15 protein-coding genes and 1 pseudogene are annotated in these 20,522 nt (G+C 70.7%); 6 read left to right on the forward strand and 10 right to left on the reverse strand.

Annotated features, from left to right (window positions below):
• Nucleotides 1-2,532, forward strand: a 2,532-nt coding sequence (locus tag ABD785_RS40165; protein ID WP_344839885.1) for a CBM35 domain-containing protein, incomplete at its 5' end; no start/stop codon positions are given.
• 69 nt (nucleotides 2,533-2,601) lie between these two features.
• Here ABD785_RS40165 and ABD785_RS40170 read toward each other — a convergent pair.
• From ABD785_RS40170 to ABD785_RS40190, 5 genes are all read right to left on the reverse strand, one after another.
• Complete coding sequence (locus ABD785_RS40170; protein WP_344839888.1) at nucleotides 2,602-3,498, reverse strand: carbohydrate ABC transporter permease; 897 nt, start codon at nucleotides 3,496-3,498, stop codon at nucleotides 2,602-2,604.
• A 10-nt stretch (nucleotides 3,499-3,508) separates the two neighbouring features.
• Nucleotides 3,509-4,453: a carbohydrate ABC transporter permease gene (locus ABD785_RS40175; protein WP_344839891.1), complete on the reverse strand. Its 945-nt coding sequence runs from the start codon at nucleotides 4,451-4,453 to the stop codon at nucleotides 3,509-3,511.
• Nucleotides 4,454-4,637: 184 nt separating this feature from the next.
• Entirely contained in the window at nucleotides 4,638-5,579 is a 942-nt protein-coding gene (locus ABD785_RS40180) for an MEDS domain-containing protein (RefSeq protein WP_344839893.1), read from the reverse strand.
• On the reverse strand, nucleotides 5,576-6,454 hold the full coding sequence (locus tag ABD785_RS40185) for an MEDS domain-containing protein (RefSeq protein WP_344839894.1): 879 nt from the start codon (nucleotides 6,452-6,454) through the stop codon (nucleotides 5,576-5,578). The genes ABD785_RS40180 and ABD785_RS40185 overlap by 4 nt, the downstream gene beginning before the upstream one ends.
• 141 nt (nucleotides 6,455-6,595) lie before the next feature.
• The gene (locus ABD785_RS40190; protein WP_344839897.1) at nucleotides 6,596-7,543 is read right to left on the reverse strand and encodes an NAD-dependent epimerase/dehydratase family protein; all 948 of its coding nucleotides are present in this window, start codon (nucleotides 7,541-7,543) and stop codon (nucleotides 6,596-6,598) included.
• Between the two features lie 120 nt (nucleotides 7,544-7,663).
• On the opposite strand from ABD785_RS40190, the gene ABD785_RS40195 reads away from it, so the two are divergent.
• Complete coding sequence (locus tag ABD785_RS40195; RefSeq protein WP_344839899.1) at nucleotides 7,664-8,368, forward strand: TetR/AcrR family transcriptional regulator; 705 nt, start codon at nucleotides 7,664-7,666, stop codon at nucleotides 8,366-8,368.
• Nucleotides 8,369-8,375: 7 nt separating this feature from the next.
• On the opposite strand, the gene ABD785_RS40200 is transcribed toward ABD785_RS40195, so the two are convergent.
• A complete protein-coding gene (locus tag ABD785_RS40200; RefSeq protein ID WP_344839901.1) occupies nucleotides 8,376-9,194 on the reverse strand; it encodes an SAM-dependent methyltransferase in 819 nt (272 codons plus the stop codon).
• A 326-nt stretch (nucleotides 9,195-9,520) separates the two neighbouring features.
• Here ABD785_RS40200 and ABD785_RS40205 point away from each other — a divergent pair, with 326 nt between their 5' ends.
• Nucleotides 9,521-10,723 (forward strand): ROK family protein, encoded by a 1,203-nt coding sequence (locus tag ABD785_RS40205; protein WP_344839903.1) that lies wholly within the window; start codon nucleotides 9,521-9,523, stop codon nucleotides 10,721-10,723.
• Here ABD785_RS40205 and ABD785_RS40210 read toward each other — a convergent pair.
• The 4 genes from ABD785_RS40210 to ABD785_RS40225 all read right to left on the reverse strand — a co-directional run bounded on the left by ABD785_RS40210 (nucleotide 10,710) and on the right by ABD785_RS40225 (nucleotide 17,712).
• A complete protein-coding gene (locus ABD785_RS40210) occupies nucleotides 10,710-11,717 on the reverse strand; it encodes a sugar phosphate isomerase/epimerase family protein (protein WP_344839906.1) in 1,008 nt (335 codons plus the stop codon). The genes ABD785_RS40205 and ABD785_RS40210 overlap by 14 nt on opposite strands.
• 60 nt (nucleotides 11,718-11,777) lie before the next feature.
• Nucleotides 11,778-15,104, reverse strand: coding sequence for a PQQ-dependent sugar dehydrogenase (locus ABD785_RS40215; RefSeq protein WP_344839909.1), 3,327 nt, complete (start codon nucleotides 15,102-15,104; stop codon nucleotides 11,778-11,780).
• A 143-nt stretch (nucleotides 15,105-15,247) separates the two neighbouring features.
• Nucleotides 15,248-16,393 carry a sugar phosphate isomerase/epimerase family protein gene (locus tag ABD785_RS40220; RefSeq protein WP_344839911.1) on the reverse strand — a complete coding sequence of 382 codons (1,146 nt, stop codon included), beginning with the start codon at nucleotides 16,391-16,393 and terminating at the stop codon, nucleotides 15,248-15,250.
• Between the two features lie 110 nt (nucleotides 16,394-16,503).
• Entirely contained in the window at nucleotides 16,504-17,712 is a 1,209-nt protein-coding gene (locus ABD785_RS40225) for an ROK family transcriptional regulator (protein WP_344839913.1), read from the reverse strand.
• A 74-nt stretch (nucleotides 17,713-17,786) separates the two neighbouring features.
• Here ABD785_RS40225 and ABD785_RS40230 point away from each other — a divergent pair, with 74 nt between their 5' ends.
• From ABD785_RS40230 to ABD785_RS40240, 3 genes and pseudogenes are all read left to right on the forward strand, one after another.
• Nucleotides 17,787-19,301, forward strand: coding sequence for a sugar ABC transporter ATP-binding protein (locus ABD785_RS40230; protein WP_344839915.1), 1,515 nt, complete (start codon nucleotides 17,787-17,789; stop codon nucleotides 19,299-19,301).
• Nucleotides 19,298-20,296, forward strand: coding sequence for an ABC transporter permease (locus tag ABD785_RS40235; protein ID WP_344839917.1), 999 nt, complete (start codon nucleotides 19,298-19,300; stop codon nucleotides 20,294-20,296). The genes ABD785_RS40230 and ABD785_RS40235 overlap by 4 nt, the downstream gene beginning before the upstream one ends.
• A gap of 42 nt (nucleotides 20,297-20,338) precedes the next feature.
• Nucleotides 20,339-20,522, forward strand: a pseudogene (locus ABD785_RS40240) (hypothetical protein); the annotation flags it as partial.

The raw sequence follows: 20,522 nt of genomic DNA on the forward strand, positions 1-20,522 counted from the left end.
CCGCAGGGCCCGCCGCCCCGGCCCGCGGCGCCCGCCGCCCCCGACCCGTCCCTGGCGGTCCACCCGCTCACCGCGGCCGCGAGCCCGGTCGACAACCCGCTGAAGGGGTTCGCCCGCTTCTACTCCCCGGGCGCCGACCAGAACCAGGGCTACCCGCACTCCCTCACCTGGACCTACTTCGGGCTCTCCGAGGTGATGACCGGCGCCACGAACTGCGGCTCCTACGACTGGTCGCCGGTCGACGCCGCCCTCAACGAGAGCGCGTCCTACGGCAACCAGGTCGCCATGCGGTTCTACCTGGAGTACCCCGGCGGCTCCGGAACCCATCCGGCCAACGCCATCCCGCACTGCTTCGACGGGCACGTGGCCTACCGCACGAACGCCTACTGGGGCACGACCAGCCCCGACTACGACAACGCCTACCTGCTGACGGCCCTGCAGAACTTCATCGCCGCGTTCGGCGCCCGCTACGACGGCGACCCGCGCGTCGGCTTCATCCACACCGGCCTCGTCGGCCTGTGGGGCGAGTGGCACACCTGGCCCTACGACACCGACACCTCGGGTGACACCTACCCGAACTACATGCCGACCGACGCTCACGGGGCGCAGCTCCTCCAGGCCTTCGACAACGCCTTCGCCACCACGAAACTCGAGGTCCGCTATCCCGGGGCCGGCGGATCCGCGGCGAACAGCCTGCGGATCGGCTACCACGACGACTCCTTCTGCTACCGCGAGGGCAGCCCGCTCGCCGGGGTGACGCTGCCCGTGTCGCTCGGCGGTGCGAGCTACTCCCAGCTCCAGCGGGCCCTCGACCAGGGCGTGGAGAACAAGTGGATCACCGACTCGATGGGCGGTGAGGTGCGGCCCGAGATCCAGGGCCAGGCGTTCTCCTCCTGGCCCGGCGGGTCGGGGCAGGTCGACGACATGCAGGCCTGCATCGAGCTCGAGCACACGACCTGGAAGATGAACGAGGGGAGCGCGAACTACAGCCCGTCCGACGCGAACACCGGGGCCGCGGTGCGGCTCATGGGGTACGACCTCGGCGTCTCAGCCGCCTACTACCCGAACACCGCGAGCGGCACCGCGAAGATCGGCGTCCAGATCGGCAACAACGGCGTGGCCCCCTTCTACTACCCGTGGACGGTCGTCCTCGGCCTGAAGAACAGCGCCGGGAGCGTCGTCAAGACCTGGGACACCCCCTGGGACCTGCGCACGGTGATGCCGCGCCGGATCAGGGCGTTCCCCGACTGGGGCGTGGGGGCCGATCCCGCCTACCGGGACTTCGGGTACGCCCAGTACTTCGACTCCGCTGTCAGCCTGTCCGGGGTCGCCGGGGGTGCCTACCAGGTCGTCATGCGGGTGAAGAACCCGCTGGAGGCCGTCAGCGCCAACGCCAGGAAGCTGCGGTTCGCCAACGCCACCCAGAACGCCGACGGCTGGCTCGGGCTCGGCACCATGAACGTGGGGACCGGCGGTGACCAGACCGCGCCGAGCACACCGGCCGGGCTGACCTCGCCCGCCCGCACCTCCGGCTCGGTCACCCTCGGCTGGAACGCCTCGACCGACGACGTCGGCGTCGTCTCCTACCAGGTGCTGCGCAACGGCTCCCCCGTGGGCACCAGCGCCACGACCTCCTACACCGACACCGGGCTGAGCCCGGCCACCTCCTACTCCTACACCGTGAAGGCCCTGGACGCGGCGGGCAACTCCTCCGCGGCCTCGTCCGCGCTCGCCGTCACAACGCAGACGGGCTCGACCGGGCCGTCCGCGACGGTCGAGGCGGAGGCACCGGGGAACACGCTCACGGGCGGGGCGGTCACCGCCTCGTGCGCGACGTGCTCGGGCGGCGGCAAGGTCGGCTACCTCGGCAACGGCGCCTCCCTGGCCGTCGCTCATGTCGGCACCGGGACGGCCGGGGCGCACACCCTCACGCTGTCCTACCTGTCGGCGGCGGCCCGGTCGGCGACGGTCACGGTGGGCGGCGGGGCTCCGGTCACGGTCGACTTCCCCGCCACCGCCGACTGGAACACCGTCGGCACCAGGACGGTGACCGTCACCCTCGCCGCGGGTGACAACACCGTCACCATCGCCGGCCCGACCGGCTGGGCACCCGACATCGACAGGATCTCCGTCGCTCCGGTGTCCGTCCCGTCCTCGGGGACGGTCGAGGCCGAGGCGCCGGGGAACATACTCACCGGCGGGGCCGTCACCGCCTCCTGCGCCACCTGCTCGGGCGGCGGCAAGGTCGGCTACCTCGGCAACGGCGCCACCCTCGCCCTCGCCCAGGTGCCGGGCGGCACCGGCGGGACCCGCACGCTGACGATCTCCTACCTGTCGGCCGTGGCCCGCACCGCCACGGTCAAGGTCGGCGGCGGGGCCCCGGTCACGGTCGACTTCCCCGCCACCACCGACTGGAACACCGTCGGCACCAGGACGGTGACCGTCACCCTCGCCGCGGGTGACAACACCGTCACCATCGCCGGCCCGACCGGCTGGGCACCCGACATCGACAAGATCACCGTGACGGGCTGACCGGCCGTCCCACGCGAAGAGCCCCGGACCGCTCGCCGGTCCGGGGCTCCCGCGTTCCGTGGGAGTGCGCTACTTGATGCCGGAGAAGTTGAGGGACTGCACGAGGCGCTTGCCCAGGACGATCAGCAGCAGGAGCACCGGGAGGATCGACATCACCGAGCCGGCCATCAGCCCGGTCCAGTCGGGGGCGGTGTTCGGGGACTGCTGGAGGAAGACGCCGAGGCCGACGGTGAGGACCCGGGTGCTCTCGTCGCGGCCCACCAGCAGCGGCCACAGGTAGTCCTTCCAGCTCCACACGATCGTGGTCAGGGCGATGGTGATGAGCGGGCCGCGGCTCATCGGCAGGACGATCCGCCAGAACATCCCCCACGGGCCGACGCCCTCGAGCGTCGCCGCCTCCTCGACGTCCCTGGGGATCGACAGGAAGAACTGCCGCAGGAAGAACACGGCGAAGGGCGTCATCAGCAGGCTGGGGAGCACGAGCCCCGGGATGGTGTTCAGCACGCCGAGCTGCTTGGCCAGCACGAAGTTCGGCAGCAGGGTGAAGATCGGCGGCACCATCAGCGCCGCCACGATGACGCCGAACGCCAGGTCCCTGCCGGGGAAGCGCAGCCGGGCGAAGGCGTAGCCCGCCATGGCGCAGCAGAAGGTCTGGACGACCGCGATCAGCCCGCTGTAGACCAGCGAGTTCAGCGTGTACCGCAGGAAGTCGATCCGGGCGCCGGAGCCGCCCGCGGCCCGTGCCTCCTCGGGACCGACCAGCCCCAGCACCCGCTTGAAGTTGATCAGCGTGGGGTCGTGCGGCCACAGCGCCGTCGAGTCGCGGAAGAGGTCCGCGGCCGGGGTGAGGGCCGTACGGACCATCCAGTAGAAGGGGAAGACGGTGAGGACGACCGCGGCCAGGAGGGCGAACCACGCCGCGCCCCTGCCGAGCCTCGTCCGGAAGAGCTTCAAGCGAGAAAGCATCGGTGGCTCCTTAGCCCAGATCCGAGCGGGACGCGCGCAGCATCCGCATCTGCAGGGCCGTCAGCAGCCCGAGGACGACGACCAGGACCATCGCCACGGCCGCGGCGTAGCCCATGTGGAAGTAGGTGAAGGCCTGCTGGTAGATGTAGTAGTAGATGACGCGCGTCTCGGGGATCGGCGCCTTCCCCTGGTACACGACCGCGACGGTGTCGAAGATCTGGAACGAGCCGATCATCGAGACCACCAGCACGAGCGCCAGGATCGGCCGCAGCAGCGGCAGGGTGATCGACCGGAACATCCGCACCTCTCCGGCGCCGTCGATCGAGGCGCTCTCGTACAGGTGCGAGGGGATCTGCAGCATCCCCGCGTAGAACAGCAGCGCGGTGTAGCCGGTGTAGGCCCAGCTGTTGACCAGCGCCACCAGCGGCATCGCCCACATCGGGGAGTTGAAGGACAGGGTCGTGTCCAGCCCGGCCAGCCCCAGGAGGTGGTTGACGAATCCCAGGTCGGGATCCAGCAGCCACGCCCACAGGAGCCCGATCGTCACGTTCGGCACCAGCCACGGCACCAGCAGCGCCGCCCGCAGGACGACCGACCGGGTCAGCCTGTGCATCAGCGCCGCCAGCCCGAGCGCGAGCACCGTCTGCGAGACGATGTTCACCACCACGTAGTAGCCCGTGACCTTCAGGGCGTTCCAGAACTGCTCGTCGCCGATCAGTTTCCGGTAGTTGTCCCCGCCCACGTAGGCCGGCTCGTTGAGCAGGCTGTAGTCGGTGACGGAGTACCAGACCCCCCGGACCGTCGGGTAGGCGTAGAACACCAGGAACCCCACGATCACCGGCAGCAGGAACAGCCACCCGGCCCTGCGGTCGTCCCGCTTTCCCGCCCTTCCGGCCCGCCCCCTCACCCCCGCCGAGGGCCTGCCGCCCCTCAGCCGCGTCCCCACCACTCGCATCCGCACTCCTCCTCGCCGACCGCCCACCGCCGCCCCGAGGGGCCGCCATCGAACAATAATGATGCGAATCAGCGAAAATTTGTCAAGAGCTCATCATAATTAGCCTTCAGCGGGGCGAGGTGGGGAGTGGTCACGATAGTCCCCCGATGGCCGGTATGGGCATGTCGGAGGGGTCGGGCGGGCGTCAGGTGGTGGGTTCGACGGTGACGCGGAGGATGGTGGCGGTGGGGCTGGTGTGGGACTGGAGCTGGGGGCAGAGGGCCCGGACGGCCCAGAGGCCCAGGGTGGAGGTGTGCGGGGGGTTCGGAGGGGTCAGCCCCAGGAAGGCGGCGTCGGGCCAGTCGCCCGTGTCGGTGAGCTGGCAGACGACCGAGGGACCCTGGGTCCACAGGGCGCAGGTGATGGGGGGTTCGCCGTGGAGGACGGCGTTGGTGAACAGCTCGGTGACCACGGTGAGGAGGCGCATCCGGTCAGCCGGGCTCAGGCCCGCCCGTTCCGCGGCTCGCAGGGCGCGGGCGCGGAGGGGGGCGGGATCGGTGCCCTCCGGTACGAAGACCTCCGCGCGGTCGGGGACGGGCAGGCCGAGCTGGAGATCGCAGCCCGAGTCGACGAGGGCGGCGGAGCGGTAGTCGCGGTTGGGGCTCTCGCCCGAGGAGTCCAGGAGGCCGGGATGGGTCCAGCGCATCCCCTGCGCGGTGGCCGGTGCGGCGTCGTGCCCGGCGAGGCAGAGCAGGGTCACCGGGACGTCGTCCATCAGGGCGTTGACCGCCGCCTCGAAGCGGATCCACTCGCGCAGCCGCCACGCGCAGTGGTCGACCCGGCGGTCCGGTTCGGCGAGGACGCGGACCCGGCCGGAGGGGTGCGCGGCGGCCATGTCGCGGTAGCCCGCCATCGCCTGGGCCGGACGGGCCGAGATCCCGCCCGCGCCGCGGAAGACGAGCCTGCTCCTCGTGCGGAACGGGGCGAGCGCGGTCAGCCGTTCCTGGACGAGGCGCTGGTGGCGGGGGCGGAGCACGACGAGCACCGGCTCGTCCGCGGCCATCGCGTCGGTCAGGAAGCCGACGGAGGTCCGTACGAGGTCCTCGTCGTCGCGGTAGAAGGCGCCCAGGTGGCGCAGGCCCGTCATGTGCCGCGGCCCTCGGCCCACACGAGATCGGCCGGCAGGCGGTCCCCCACCGTGCGGATCGTCTCGACGAGGAAGTCGGGCGGGTTGCTGAGGACGAGACGGGCGGCGTCCCGGTGGAGGCCGGGGAACTCGGCGAGCAGCCGCAGGGCGCGCAGGTCGATGAAGCGCAGGCCCGTCAGGTCGACGAGGAGGTCCCCCGGCATGGCGCTCAGTTCCAGCAGGGCCTCGGTGACCGCCGCGTGCCGGGCGACGTCGATCTCCCCCTCGACGCGCAGCCCGTGCGGGTCGAAGGTCGGCGCGAGCCGCAGGACCCCGTCGTCGAAACGGGCGTGCGACACAGCGGTCGCGTTGTGGCAGGAGTGCACCTTGTCCAGGGCGTCGCGCGGGCACAGGGCGGCGTCGTAGTGGCAGAGCATCATCGCGACCGGGCTCGATCCGACGGCGCCGTCGGCCGCCGACTCCCCGCGCACCAGCCGCTCCTCGCCGCGCGCCCGGATGAGCGCCCAGCTCCAGTCGGCCGAGAACCGCACCGCGTCGTAGCCGTCCTTGGCCAGGCGGTGGAGCTCCTCCCCCGCCACGGCCATGACCAGATCGGGATCGTACTCACCGGACGCCCCGCACACCGACGACCTGGGGATCACCCGGAGCTGGCCGGTGTCCAGGTACCGCTCCTGCTCCCGGCCCGGCCGCAGGTTCAGCCCCGGCACCCGGGAGTCACGATCCTCGGCCAGGTAGACGACCCGTTCACCGCGGTCCAAGCCGTTGACGACGTATCCGCCGACGACGGAGGACTGCTCGGAGGGATGGTCGAAGGAGAAGCAAGCGTGGTCGCCAGGGCGCATGGCGGAGACCGCGCGGGTGACGGTCCTGCTCATAGGAGCGGGGCCTCCTCGGTACTGAGGACGGACTGGGCATGACGGACTCAGACGATGACGAACACAGACGGGGACGAACCGAGACGGCGACGAACCGAGACGGGGACGAACCGAGACGTCACCGGACCCAAGTCCACGATGTCACTTTCCGGCGGGTACCGCTGACACTTCGCGACCCTCCGCCGCGATCACCGCCTTCAGTCCTTCGCCGACGGGAGTGGGGGCCATGCCGAAGGCGGTCTCGAAGGCCGAGGAGTCGAGGACGTAAGGGCGGTCGAACTGGTAGCGGGTCTCGCGCATCTCGCGCAGGAGGGGCGAGAACAGGCCCGCGGCGTTCATGAGGGGCCGCGGAAGCTCGCTGATCCTCGGCTCGGGGGCGCCGGCCAGGCGGGTGAGGCGGCGGCCCATCTCCAGCGCGGAGAGCGGGGGCACGCTCGGGACGTGCCAGGCACGGCCCCAGGCGCGCTCGTCGGTGCCGGCCAGGGCGAGGGCGCGGGCCACGTCGGGCAGGTAGGTCCAGCTGTGCGGGATCCCCGGGTCGCTGAGGAAGAACGCGCGCCTGCCCGCCAGGAGCGCCGGGACGAAGCGGTCGCCCAGGTAGGCCTGGTCGCCCGCGCCGGGGCCGTAGTAGTCGGAGCCGCGCAGCTCGGTCATCCTGATCCGGCCCGCCCTGTGCGCGGCCAGGGCGTCGGCCCACATCCGGGCCCTGACCCGGCCCTTGGTGCCGCGGGCGGCCATCGGCAGGTCCTCGGTCATCGGCCCGTCGACGGGCCCGTACCCGTACAGGCAGCTCAGGGTCACCAGGACGGCGCCGGTGGCCTCGGCGGTGCCGAGGAACGAGGAGGCCATCGGCGGCCAGGCGGCGGCCCACTTGTCATACGGCGGGTTCACCGCGTTGTAGAGGGCGTCGGCCCCCCGGGCGATCTCGGTGAGCCGCGCCTGGTCGCCGACGTCGGCGGCGATCCTGGTGACGCCCTCGGGGCCCGAGCCCGAGCGGGTCACGACCACGACCTCGTGGCCCTGGCCCCTGAGGAGCTCCGCCAGATGCGTGCCGACCTGGCCGGCTCCGGCGATCACGTGCTTGCCCATGGGTGCTCTCCCTGATCCGAGTGCGTCGATCTCTTACGAGAGCAATGCTCTCTCATGAGAGCGGCAATCGTCAAGAGCAGTGCTCTCGTTTGATGGAGGCGCTCTGCTAACCTCGGCGGCATGAGCGCGAGCCGCACGGCACGAGAACGGGTCAGAGCGGAACTGACCGAGGAGATCACCGGCCTGGCCCGGCGCCAGCTGGCCACCGAGGGCGCGGCCGGGCTGTCGCTGCGGGCGGTCGCCCGGGAGATGGGCATGGCCTCCTCGGCGATCTACCGCTACTTCGCCAGCCGCGACGACCTGCTCACCGCACTGATCATCGACGGCTACAACGCCGTCGGCGAGGCCGTCGAGCGGGCCGACGCCGCGCTCCCCCGCGACGACCACCGCGGACGCTGGCTCGCGGTCTGCCGGGCCGTCCGTGACTGGGCGGTGACCCACCCCCACGAGTACGCGCTGCTGTACGGCTCGCCGGTGCCCGGCTACCAGGCCCCGGAGGACACGATCGGCCCCGCGCTGCGCGACACGGCCGTCTATGTCCGGATCGTCGCGGACGCCCACGCGGCCGGGACGCTGCGCCCGCACGAACCCGGCCCGGTGCCGGCGAACCTGGAGGCCGACCTGGCCCGCGCCCGCACGACCATCGGCGCCGATCTGCCCGACGAGGTCATCGTCCGGGCGCTGACCGTCTGGGCGGCCCTGTTCGGCACCGTCAGCTTCGAGGTGTTCGGCCAGTTCGACAACGTGATCGGCGAACGGGCCGCCTACTTCGACCACACAATGGGCGTGCTGGCCTCCTTCGCGGGCTTCCCGGCGGAGGGCTGAGCAGGCCTCAGGGCTTGCGGGCGACCGCGCCCACGGCCCAAAAGGTCTCCGGGTCCACCGAGGGCTCCCCCCTGCCCGGACGCCAGGCGGGGATGGGCACGATGCCCGGCGCGACGACGTCGAGGCCGTCGAGGAAGCAGGTCACCTCGGCGAGGGTCCGCACGTTGGGGCGCTGCCCCTCGATGGCGCGGGTCTCCTGGAAGACGCGGGCGAGCTCGCCGGTGACCGCCGGACGGGTGTCGGAGATCGCGTGCGACATCAGCACCAGGCTGCCGGGGGCGAGCCGGTCCACGAGCCGCTTGACCGAGACGGTGGCGATCTCGTCGTCGGCGATGGAGGCGAGCACCGCGTTCATGACGACGCCGACGGGACGGTCGAGGTCGACCAGCGCGGTGAGCGTCGGGTGGTCCAGGAGGGCGTCGGTCTCGCGCAGGTCGGCGAGGACGGCCTTGACCGTGTCGCGCGGATCGATGAGCGCGTTGCTGTGCGCGATGACGACGGGGTCGTTGTCGACGTAGACGACCGGCACCTCGGGCATTCCGGCGGCGGCGAGGATCTGGTGGGTGCTTCCCCGGGTGGGGAGCCCGCACCCGATGTCGACGAACTGCCGGATGCCCTCGCTCAGGATGTACCGCACTCCCCGGGCGAGGAACTTGCGGCCCTCGCGCATCATCATGGGGATCTCGGGCGCGATGCGCAGGATCTCCTTGGCGGCCTCCCGGTCCGCCGCGAAGTTGTCCTTGCCGCCGATGAGGTAGTCCAGCAACCGCGCCTCGTTGGGCACCGTGGGATCGAACCCTCTCGGCCGCTCTGCGTCTTCTGCCATAACAGTGCGAGGTTAACGCAAGACGTCGGCATATTTCGGCTGATGGCGGCGGTATGTCAAGTTGGTCTGGCCGCGCACGCTCCGTCCCCGCGCAGCGAGGGCCGGGCCTCCCGGGACCCCTCTGGGACCGGTCCCGGCGGCACCCGTCCCGCCTGGACGCGCTTTTGGCGTTTCGCCAAGGAAATGTGCCGCTTTCGCACCGCAATGCGGGGATTTTTGTATGACCGGCGCCACAGTCGGAGACTTATGGCGGAGGGCATCACAAGCAGCGACATCAATGTCATAATGGATGGCTTATGGTCGATTTTCGGAACGGGGGTGCGGACATGAGCGCGGGAATGACCGGCACGGTGGGGTCGGGGGCGCTGCTGGCGATCCTCCGTGACGGCAGGGCACGGACCAAGACCGAACTGGTGCAGGCCACGGGGGTCGCCAGGTCCACGGTCTCGGCCCGGCTGGACGCGCTCCTGGAGCAGGGATGGGCGGTCCCGGTCGAGGACCCGATCTCCTCCGGCGGGCGTCCGGCGATCGCCTTCGCCTTCAACACCAGGGCGCGGGTCGTGCTCGCCGCCGACCTCGGCGCCACGCACGCGCGGCTGGCCGTCACCGACCTGGCCGCGACGGTCATCGGCGAGCGCACCGCCGAGGTCCTGATCACCGACGGGCCGGAGAAGGTCCTGAGCTGGCTGGTCACCGCCCTCGACGAGCTCCTGACCGAGACCGGGCACGACCTGTCGCGGGTCTGCGGGCTCGGGGTCGGGCTGCCGGGACCGGTCGAGCACGACACCGGCAGGCCGGTCAGCCCGCCGATCATGCCCGGCTGGGACGGCTTCGACGTCGCGGGATGGCTGTCGGAGCGCCTCGGCTTCCCCGTCATGGTCGACAACGACGTGAACATCATGGCCCTCGGCGAGCACTGGGCCACCGAGTCCTCGGTCGACCAGCTCATCTTCGTGAAGATCGGCACCGGTATCGGCGGCGGCATCATCACCGACGGCCGGGTGCACCGCGGCGCGCAAGGCGCGGCGGGCGACATCGGCCACATCCGCACCCGGGAGGCCGGCGAGAACCTGGTGTGCAGGTGCGGTAACACCGGCTGCCTGGAGGCGGTGGCCAGCGGCAGCGCCCTGGCCGCCCGGCTGAGCGCCGCCGGGATCCCCGCCGCGACCAGCCGCGACGTGGTGCGGCTGGTGCGCGGCGGCAACGGCGAGGCCATCCGCCTGATCCGCCAGACCGGGCGGGAGATCGGCGACGTCCTGGCCTCGATCGTCAGCTTCTTCAACCCGAACGTCATCGTGGTCGGCGGCGACATCGGGGAGGCGGGAGAGCAGCTGCTGGCCGGGATCCGCGAGGTGGTCTACAGCCGCTCCCTGCCCCTGGCCACCCAGCATCTGCTGATCCGCACCTCCCGCCTCGGCGACCGGGCGGGCGCGATCGGCGCCGCCGTCATGGTCATCGAGAGCGTGCTCGCGCCGGACGCGATGGACCTGGCTCTGCAGGCCTCGACTCAGGCTGTCAAGACGAGCTGAAAGCGGAGTCGAAAGAGGCCTCCGGCGGCGCGATGCGATTGAGTTCGCCGACGAAACGCAATGCGTCGGGGGCACCGTCCAGGCGGTTCATTCCGGCGTCCTCCCACTCGATCGAGATCGGGCCGTCGTAGCCGATGGCGTTGAGGGCGCGGAAGCAGTCCTCCCACGGAACGTCACCGTGGCCGGTCGACACGAAGTCCCAGCCGCGCCGCAGGTCGCCCCAGGCCAGATGGGACGACAGCCGTCCCCTGCGGCCGTTGCCGACCCTGACCTTGGCGTCCTTGCAGTCGACATGGAAGATCCGGTCGGCGAAGTCGAGGATGAACCCGGCCGGGTCGAGGTCCTGCCAGACCATGTGCGAGGGGTCCCAGTTCAGCCCGAACGACGGCCGGTCGCCGATGGCCTCGAGCGTCCTGACGGTCGTGTGGTAGTCGTAGGCGATCTCGCTGGGGTGGACCTCGAGCGCGAAGCGCACGCCCACCTCCTCGAAGACGTCGAGGATGGGATTCCAGCGGTCGGCGAAGTCCCGGTACCCGGCCTCGATCATCGACTCCGGCGCGGGCGGGAACATCGCGACGGTGTGCCAGATCGACGAGCCGGTGAACCCGACGACCGTCCGCACGCCCAGCAGGGCCGCGGCCCTCGCCGTGTCCTTCATCTCCTCGGCCGCGCGGCGCCGGACGCCCTCGGCCTCGCCGTCACCCCAGATCCGCGCGGGCAGGATCCCCTGGTGGCGCTCGTCGATCGGGTGGTCGCAGACGGCCTGGCCGAGCAGGTGGTTGGAGATCGCCCAGACCTTGAGCCCGTGCCGTTCGAGGATCGCGTGGCGGCCCGCGACGTAGGAGGGGTCGGCCAGCGCCTTGTCGACCTCGAAATGATCTCCCCAGCAGGCGATCTCCAGACCGTCGTAACCCCATGAGGCGGCGAGGCGGCAGACCTCCTCGAAGGGAAGGTCCGCCCACTGGCCGGTGAACAGGGTGATCGGTCGGGTCATGAGATGTCCTCCCGGGACGTGAGGAGGGAGGAGGGCTCGGCGCCCTCCTCCCTCAGTAACCTACAACTGTGCGGTGAGGCGTTCGATCAGGGCGTTGGCGTCCCTGACCAGCGCGGCGCGCATCGCCGGGTCCGTGACGAGCTTCTCGCGCTCGGCGGACTCGATGAAGCGCTTGAGCGCGTTGATCGCGTGCTGGATGTTGTCGTCGTTCTCCTGCTCCTCGGCCCGGTCGATCCGGTCGAGCAGCTTGGCCGCGCCGTCCGGAGTGATCTTGCCTGCCGCCTGGAAGCTCGCGAGGAGCGACCTGACGTCGGCGTAGGAGGTGGTGACCGTGAGGGTCGCCACGGTCTGCCGCGTCACCTTTCCGGCCTTGTCGGTGGCGGTGACCACGTAGGCGTGCGAGCCGGGGCCGACCTGCCAGAGCGGGAACGGCGTGCCGGACGTGACGTCCTTGCCGCCGATCGTCGCCGTGACGGTGTCGATGCCCGACGTCGCGTCGGTCCCGGCGAAGACCGGCGTGACCGATCCCGAGTCGCCGAGCGGTCCGGCCGGTACCCCGCTCGCCGTGAGCGCGGGAGCCGTCTTGTCTATCTTCAGGGTGATGGTCTTGACCGGGGAGATGTTCCCGGCGCTGTCGGTCGCCCGGTACTGCACCGTGGTGACGCCCTCGGTGCTGAAGGTGACCGGGTTGGTGACGTTGGTCCAGGTCGTCCCGTCGTTCACCGAGTACTGGCGGGTCGAGACCACGCCGTTGTCGGTGGCGGTGAGCGCCAGGCTGACGTTGTTGACGTACCAGCCGCCGGCGCCGTCGGGCTGGGCCGGGGTGAGGGTGGCCGTGACGCTGGGCGCCTCGGTGTCGGCCCCGCCGCCGCCCTTGAGGACGAAGGCGTCCAGATCGACGCCCCCGGTGGAGGTGACGACCAGCTTGCCGGTGCCCGATGGCGCTCCCGCGAGCGAGGTGGTGACCTTCTGCCAGCCCGCGCCCGCCGGGATGTCGACCGTCGCGAACGGGGTCGCGTCGGCGGAGTTCCAGCGCAGTGCGAGGGTGCCCTGGCCGGTGGCGGTGGTCTCGACCGCGGTGATCCCGTTGAAGTTCACCGGGTTGTAGACGATCTTGTCTCCGGCGTCGAACGAGGTGACCTTGAACTTGCCGGAGGCGGTGTCGTCGGCGGTCTTGGTGACGCCGGTGTTCTCGTCGCCGTGCTCACCCTGCAGGAGCTTGGGGTTGAGGATGAGCGTGTCCTCGCCGAGCGCGCCGGGGATGCCGTTGGCACCCCTGTCGCGGTACTGGACCACGACGACGCCGTAGATGTTCTCGGTCTCGCCGTGCTCGACCGCCGAGGCGGGTGTGGCCCAGACGCCGGAGCATCCGGTGCCGGTGACCAGCGGGTGGGCGTGCGTGTCGTGGCCGAGGCCGAAGGTCCACTGGACGTTCGCGCAGGTCGGGCTGTCGCCGTCCTCGGCGTCGGTGACGCCGATGGTGAACGGGACCACGTTGCCCCAGTCGAAGAACGTGCCGTCGGCGGGGGTCTTGATGTCCACCTTCGGCGCCGTGTTGCCGACCGTGATCTCGACCGAGGTCAGGGAGAAACGGCCGCCGGAGTCGGTGACCTTCAGCCGCGCCGTGTACTGGCCGAGCTGGGTGTAGGTGTGGTCGGTCTCGGCGCCCTCCTCGTCGAAGGTGCCGTCGCCGTCGAAGTCCCAGGCGTAGGTCAGCGCGCCCGGTTCGGCGTCGGTGGAGGTGCTGCCGTCGAAGTGCACGGTCAGCGGGGCCTGGGTGGCGGAGACCTTGTCGGTGACGATCTTCGCCTGGGGCCGCTTGTTACCCGGCGAGTAGTCGATGCGGTACAGGCCCGCGTCGGGGTTGGCGCGGAAGAAGCCGTCGCCGTAGTCGAGGACGTAGAGCGAGCCGTCGGGGCCGAACTCGATGTCGATCGGGCTGTCGGTGATCGGCTCGGCCTTGGCCGTGAGCGCGCTGTTGGGCAGGAACTGCTCGATCGCGGTCACGGGGCCGTCGGGGCCGCCGAGGGTGAAGGCCGCCAGGTAGTCCTGGGAGAACTCGGCGAAGAACGCCTTGTTGTCCCAGTAGGCGGGGAACTTGGTCGTCGAGGGGTTGCCGGCGTCGTAGTGGTAGGTCGGGCCGCCCATCGGGCCCTGTCCGCCCTGCGCGTCGAAGTTGATCAGCCCGGCCCACGCGGCCGGCTGGTGGGCGACGGTGTCGCCGTAGTAGAGGTCGGCGGGGACGGCCGGCGGAAGCTGCGCGAGGCCGGTGTTGTGGGTCGAGTTGTTCGCCGGACCCGCGGCGCAGTCGAAGAACGGACCCGGCGTCGCGGTGGCGAAGTTCCACTCGTTGTAGTTGAAGTTGTCGCCCGTGCAGTACGGCCAGCCGCCGTTCATGGGCTTGTTCAGCGGGGTGGTGTTCCACTCGACGTAGCCGAGCGGGCCGCGGTTGGCGTCGGGGGCACCGGCGTCGGGGCCGTAGTCGCCCCAGGTGAGGGCGCCCGTCGCGGAGTCGACGTCCATGCGGAACGGGTTGCGGACGCCGGTCACGAAGACCTCGGGACGGGTCTTCTCCGTGCCGGGCGCCCACAGGTTGCCCGCGGGGATCGTGTAGCTGCCGTCGTTCTGGACCGTGATGCGGAGGATCTTGCCGCGGAGGTCGTTGCTGTTTCCGGCGCCGCGGCGGCTGTCGTTGCCCGGGTTGCCGTTGGGCACGTTGTTGTTGGGCGCGAAGCCGTTCGCGCCCGGGGCGCTGGCCGGAGTGTTGTCGCCGGTCGACAGGTAGAGGTTGCCGGCGTCGTCCCAGTCCACGTCACCCGCGACGTGGCAGCACTGGCCGCGCTGGACCTCGACCTTGATGATCACCTGCTCGGTCGACAGGTCCAGGGCGTTGCCCGTCCACTTGAACCGCGAGAGCTGGTTGTAGCCCTTCCACTGGTTCCAGTAGGAGGCGTCCGCGCCGGCGGGCAGGGTGTTGGGGGCCGAGCCGGTCGGCGTGGTCGCCGGATAGGGCGCGGTCATGGTCCGCGGCGCGTAGTAGAGGTAGACCCACTTGTTCGTGGCGAAGTCGGGGTCCAGCGAGACGGTCTGCAGGCCGTCCTCTGAGTTGTTGTAGACGGGAACCGTGTTGATCGTCTTCGTGACGCCCGTGCTCGCGTCGGTGAGCCGGATGTCGCCGTTGCGGGCGGTCGTGAGGACCCGGCTGTCGGGCAGGACGGCCATGTCGATCGGCTCACCGACGTTCTTGGTGAGGGTGATCTTCTCGTAGTTGGTCCACACCGTGGCCGGGTCGTCCCCGGGCGCGGCCTGGGCGGGTATCGCCAGGCCGGTGAGGATGAGCGCGGCACCGGCCACCAGGCCGGTCAACGCCGCTCGGATAGAATGCATGACGATGCTCTCCAGGTAGATGGGGGGCTTCGATCTCCGGGCCGCCGCTCCCGCCGGTGCAACGGCGGGCTCTTCGCGGCGGCCCGGAAGCCTTCTCAGGCGTGCCTGTCTCAGGCTTCGGAGTTCATGGGACGCCCGCTGCGCTAGGCGCGGAGGGCGGCCATGTTGTCGTAGCTGAGCTCGGCGAACTCGAGGGACTGGTTCGGCGCCGTGGTGGCGTTGCCCGGAGCGGTGTCCTGCTCGTACATCGGGTAGTGGTGGCCGCTGGTCAGGCCGCGGAAGAAGGTCGTGTAGTCGATGTCGCCGGTGCCGAAGGGCACCATGTCGTAGCCGTTGGCGGTGCCGGTGTTGATCTTGCCGTCCTTGGCGTGGAACAGCGGGTAGCGGCCCTCCTGCGCCTGGACGAGCGCGAGCGGGTCGAAGACGTCGCTCTGGACGGAGCCGTCGGCCGCGGTGTAGCTCGTGAACTTGTACTTGGCGACGTGCGCCCAGTAGATGTCCATCTCCAGGTTCACGAACTTGGGGTCGGTGATCTGGAGGAAGTACTCCAGCTTCCGGATCCCGGACGAGCGGGTCGGACGGCCCAGGGCGTCCAGGGGTCCGCTGTCGAGGAGGAAGTTGTAGGCCGCGTCGTGGTTGTGGGTGTACAGCTTGACGTAGCCGGAGGAGCGGGCGATCTCGCCGAGGGTGTTCCACTTCGCGGCGGCGACGTCCCAGTCGGCCTTGTAGTTGCTGGACGTCGGGTCGTTGCCGGTGCCCATGTGGTCCATGCCGAGGACGTTCGCGATCTCCAGCTGGATCTTGAAGTTGTCGCGGTCGGCCTGGGTCAGCGGCCAGGAGCCGGGGATGAAGCCGTGGTTGCCCTCGGCCCGCAGCCCGTTGTCGTCGAGCCACTTGCGCAGCAGCTTCGCTCCGGCGACGGTGCCGAGGTTGGCGCCGCCCTCGGAGTTGGCGTTCTGGGTGTACCCGGCGAACTCGATGCGCTCGTAGCCGATGTCGCTGAGGGCCTTGAACACCTCCTTGAACCCGGAGGGCAGGTCGGAGGTGAGCGGGTTGCGGGAGATCGCGTCCCGGACGGTGTAGAGGATGATGCCGCGCTTGCTGTCGCGGATCAGGGGCGTGCCGTCGGCCGCGAAGGCCTTGCCCGGCTTGATCGCCGTGGCGGCGACGGCGGCCGCGCCCGCCATGCCCGTGGTCGCCGCGAGGAGCTGGCGGCGGCTGAGGCCGAGCTTGTGTCCGAGGTCGGAACCCTCGACCGGAGCCACTTCTGGTGCATGCCGAAACTTCACGCACGTTTCCCTTCAGGTGAAGGACGCGTGCGCTGACCACGTCGCTACGGAGGATTCACTCGTGCCTTCGGGCGTGCCACCGCCGTCGAGTCCGAGCGCCCACATTGTTACTAGGCGAAGGCGGCAGGGTCAATGGCCATCGAGAGGTCGATCGTGTCGGGCGCCAGGACGTGCTCGACCGCCATCACCGCCGCCCCGAGGACGCCCGCCCGCTCGCCGAGGGTGCTCACGCGGATCGTCAGATGCTGTGTGGCCAGCGGCAACGACCTCCGGTAGATCGTCTCGCGGAGACCGGCGAGAAGCTGCTCCCCCGCCTCCGCGATGTCGCCGCCGACGACGATCGTCGAGGGGTTGAAGAAGTTCACGATCGAGGCCATCACCGCGCCGACGTCCCGCCCCGCCTGCCGGACGAGGCCTCCGGCGCGGGTGTCACCGGCCCGCAGGAGGGCCACGACGTCGCGGCCTCCTCTGGCCTCGACGCCCTCCGAGCGCAGGACCGCCGCCATCGCCGCGCCGCCCACCACCGCCTCCAGGCAGCCGTGGTTGCCGCACTGGCACCGGGCCTCCCCCGCCGACGCCACCTGGATGTGGCCGATGTCGCCGGCCGCGCCCTGGGCGCCGCGGTGCAGGGCGGAACCGCTGATGATCCCGCAGCCGATGCCCGATCCGATCTTGACGAAGATCAGGTGCTCGGCCTGGGGACGCATCGTCCAGTGCTCGCCCAGCGCCATGACGTTGACGTCGTTGTCGACCAGGACGGGCGCGCCGAAGCGGGAGCCGAGCCAGTCCGGGACGGGGAAGCCGTCCCAGCCGGGCATGATCGGCGGGTTCGCGGGGCGTCCGGTCGCGTGGTCGACGGGGCCCGGCAGCCCGACCCCGACCCCGCAGACGTCGCCGCGGCCGTTTCCGGTCTCGGCGAGCATCTCCTCGAAGATCACGGCCAGCCGTTCGAGCGACTCCCCCGGGTCGGGCCCGATCGGGACCTCCACCGGCCGCTCGGCGAGCACGCGGAGCCCGAGGTCGGCGATGGCGAGCCTGCCGTGGGTCGCGCCGAGCGCCGCGGACAGCACGATCCGGCCGCCGGGCTCGTAGGCGTAGGCCGTGGCCGGGCGTCCCCTGGTGACCGCCGGGGTCCCCGAGGCCGCCGCCCAGCCGCGGCGGACGAGCAGGTCGAGGCGCTGCTGGACGGTCGAGCGCGGCAGCCCGCTGAGCCGGGCGAGCTCGGCGAGCGTCCTGGTCCTGCCGTCCCGGAGGAGTGTCAGCAGAAGCCCCGCTCCGCCGCCGGGCACCGGCGTCTGACAGTCGTCTTCACTTTGCATGGCGGACAGGTTACTTCAACGATCAGCGAACTTTCGTTGACAAAAATCAAAAGCTGCTTCTATCGTCTCGAACTATGCACGAAGTTCTGGAACACCTCCTCGAAATGCGAGGGATCGTCAAGCAGTTCCCCGGGGTGCGCGCGCTGGACGGCGTGGACCTCGAGGTCCGGGCCGGCGAGGTGCACTGCCTTCTGGGCCAGAACGGCGCGGGCAAGTCCACGCTCATCAAGACGCTGGCCGGGGCGCACCAGCCCGACGAGGGCACCATCACCCTCGCGGGCGAGGAGGCCCGGCTGTCCACCCCGATCACCGCCATCAAGCTCGGCATCTCGACCATCTACCAGGAACTCGACCTGGTGGACGGCCTGAGCGTCGCCGACAACGTCTTCCTCGGCCACGAGAAGGCCAAGCTCGGCTTCACCCGCACCAGCGACACCCATCGGGCCACGAGCGCGCTGCTCGACCGGCTCGGCCATGGGGAGATCTCGCCCGCCACCGAGGTCGGGTCGCTGCCCCCCGCGGGCAAGCAGGTGGTCAGCATGGCCAGGGCGCTCTCGCACGACGCCCGTCTCATCGTCATGGACGAGCCGTCAGCGGCGCTCGCCCACGACGAGGTCGGCAATCTGTTCCGCACCATCCGCGAGCTCACCCGCCAGGGTGTGGCCATCATCTACATCTCCCACCGGCTCGAGGAGATCCGCGAGATCGGCGACAGGGTCACGGTGCTGAAGGACGGGCGGACCGTAGCGGTCGGCCTGGACGCCAAGGACACCCCGACCTCGAAGCTGGTCTCGCTGATGACCGGGCGCTCGGTGGAGCACGTGTTCCCCCCGCGTCCCGCGCCCGAGTCCTTCGCCGACAGGAAGGTGCTGCTGAGCGTCACGGAGCTCAGCTCCCCCGGAAGCTTCAGCGACGTGTCGTTCGAGATCCGCGCCGGGGAGATCCTCGGTCTCGCGGGCCTCGTCGGCTCGGGACGCTCGGAGATCCTCGAGGCCGTCTACGGGGCCAGGTCCTCCGCCGGGACGGTCGTCCTCGACGGCCGCCGGGTGAAGGGCGGCCCCGACCGCTCGGTCCGGCTCGGGATGGGCTTCGCTCCAGAGGAGCGCAAGGCCCAGGCCCTGTTGCTGGACCAGAGCGTCGCCGACAACATCACCCTCAGCGCCCTGGGCCGGTTCAGCCGCTGGGGCTGGATGGACCGGGGCCGCGCGCACCGCGAGGCACAGCGCCAGGTCGACGAGCTCGACCTGCGCCCGGCCGACCTGAACCGCGCGATCCGCACCCTGTCGGGTGGCAACCAGCAGAAGGCGGTCCTCGCCCGCTGGCTGCTCGACGAGCGCAAGCTCCTCCTGCTCGACGAGCCGACCCGAGGGGTCGACATCGGCGCCAGGGCCGAGCTCTACACCGTGATCCGCCGCCTCGCCGACTCCGGAGTGGCCGTCCTGCTGGTCTCCAGCGAGGTGCCCGAGGTCCTCGGGCTCTCCGACCGGGTCCTGGTGATCCGCGAGGGCCGGGTCATCCACTCCGCAGACGCGCAGGACCTCGACGAACACCGGGTCCTCGACATGATCATGGAAGGAAGCGCGCTGTGACCGACGTGCACACGCTGCCCACGGAAAAGGCGCCGGGCCCGGCCCGCACGACCCTGTCGCTGGGCGGTGCCAAGCGCCACCTCGGCCTCGTCGCGGCGCTGGCGCTGCTGGCCGTCGTCGGGGTGGCGACCCAGCCGGACACCTTCGCCACCTCCTCCAACATGGTGAGCATCCTCGCCCTCGCCTCGACCATCGGCGTGATCACCGTCGGCATGACCTTCGTGATCATCGGTGGCGGCATCGACCTGTCGGTCGGCGCGGTGATGGCCCTGGCCTCGGTGTGGGCGACGACCGTCGCGACCCAGGACTACGGCCCCTTCGTCATGTGCCTGTGCGCGATGCTGGTCGGGACGGCCGCCGGGACCGTCAGCGGGCTGCTGGTCTCCTACGGGAAGATGGTGCCCTTCATCGCGACGCTCGCGATGATGGTGGCCGCGGGCGGGCTCGCCCAGCGCCTGTCGGACCGCAAGACCCAGCTGGTCAAGACGGAGAACGACGCGATCGTCCAGCTCTCGACGGAGCGGATCCTCGGCCTGCCGATCCTGGTCTACCTGTTCGCGGTGGTGGTCGCCGCCGGCTGGGTCCTGCTGAACCGCACGACCTTCGGGCGCAGGACCTACGCGGTGGGCGGCAGCTCGGAGGCGGCCCGGCTGGCGGGCATCGACGTCCGCAGGCACACCGTTCTTCTCTATGCGCTGTCCGGGCTCTGCTGCGGGATCGCCGCGATCATCATCATGGCCCGCACGACGACCGGGTCCTCGACCCACGGCAGCCTCTACGAGCTGGACGCCATCGCCGCGGTCATCATCGGCGGCACTCTCCTCACCGGCGGCCGGGGGACGATCATCGGCTCGATCCTGGGCCTCCTCGTCTTCACCGTCATCACGAACCTCTTCATCCTCAACGGCCTGGACACCAGCGACCAGCTGATCGCCAAGGGCCTCATCATCGTGGTCGCGGTCCTGCTCCAGCAGCGCACGGCGACCTCCACCTGAGTTCCACCCCCTCCCCCTTTCACCAAGGAGAAGTCACCCCCTATGTCAGAAACAGCGAAGCCCCCGGTCGCCGGACGCCGCGGATTCCTTCTCGGCGGCGCCCTCCTGGGCGGCGGCCTGCTGGCCGCGGCCTGCACGAGCAACAGCTCCGATGACCCGAAGCCCGTCGCCGCGGCCGCCGCTCCCGGCGGCGACAACGACAAGCCCGGCACCAAGGTCGTCATCG

This window comes from Actinocorallia longicatena (assembly GCF_039534125.1).
In the GTDB taxonomy this organism is placed as follows: domain Bacteria; phylum Actinomycetota; class Actinomycetes; order Streptosporangiales; family Streptosporangiaceae; genus Actinocorallia; species Actinocorallia longicatena.

What these genes read in the sequence shown, in the direction of transcription:
- ABD785_RS40170 (WP_344839888.1), bottom strand. Translation starts at nt 3,498, where the DNA reads ATGCTTTCTCGCTTGAAGCTCTTCCGGACGAGGCTCGGCAGGGGCGCG.
- ABD785_RS40175 (WP_344839891.1), bottom strand. Translation starts at nt 4,453, where the DNA reads ATGCGAGTGGTGGGGACGCGGCTGAGGGGCGGCAGGCCCTCGGCGGGG.
- ABD785_RS40180 (WP_344839893.1), bottom strand. Translation starts at nt 5,579, where the DNA reads ATGACGGGCCTGCGCCACCTGGGCGCCTTCTACCGCGACGACGAGGAC.
- ABD785_RS40185 (WP_344839894.1), bottom strand. Translation starts at nt 6,454, where the DNA reads ATGAGCAGGACCGTCACCCGCGCGGTCTCCGCCATGCGCCCTGGCGAC.
- ABD785_RS40190 (WP_344839897.1), bottom strand. Translation starts at nt 7,543, where the DNA reads ATGGGCAAGCACGTGATCGCCGGAGCCGGCCAGGTCGGCACGCATCTG.
- ABD785_RS40195 (WP_344839899.1), top strand. Translation starts at nt 7,664, where the DNA reads ATGAGCGCGAGCCGCACGGCACGAGAACGGGTCAGAGCGGAACTGACC.
- ABD785_RS40200 (WP_344839901.1), bottom strand. Translation starts at nt 9,194, where the DNA reads ATGGCAGAAGACGCAGAGCGGCCGAGAGGGTTCGATCCCACGGTGCCC.
- ABD785_RS40205 (WP_344839903.1), top strand. Translation starts at nt 9,521, where the DNA reads ATGAGCGCGGGAATGACCGGCACGGTGGGGTCGGGGGCGCTGCTGGCG.
- ABD785_RS40210 (WP_344839906.1), bottom strand. Translation starts at nt 11,717, where the DNA reads ATGACCCGACCGATCACCCTGTTCACCGGCCAGTGGGCGGACCTTCCC.
- ABD785_RS40215 (WP_344839909.1), bottom strand. Translation starts at nt 15,104, where the DNA reads ATGCATTCTATCCGAGCGGCGTTGACCGGCCTGGTGGCCGGTGCCGCG.
- ABD785_RS40225 (WP_344839913.1), bottom strand. Translation starts at nt 17,712, where the DNA reads ATGCAAAGTGAAGACGACTGTCAGACGCCGGTGCCCGGCGGCGGAGCG.
- ABD785_RS40230 (WP_344839915.1), top strand. Translation starts at nt 17,787, where the DNA reads ATGCACGAAGTTCTGGAACACCTCCTCGAAATGCGAGGGATCGTCAAG.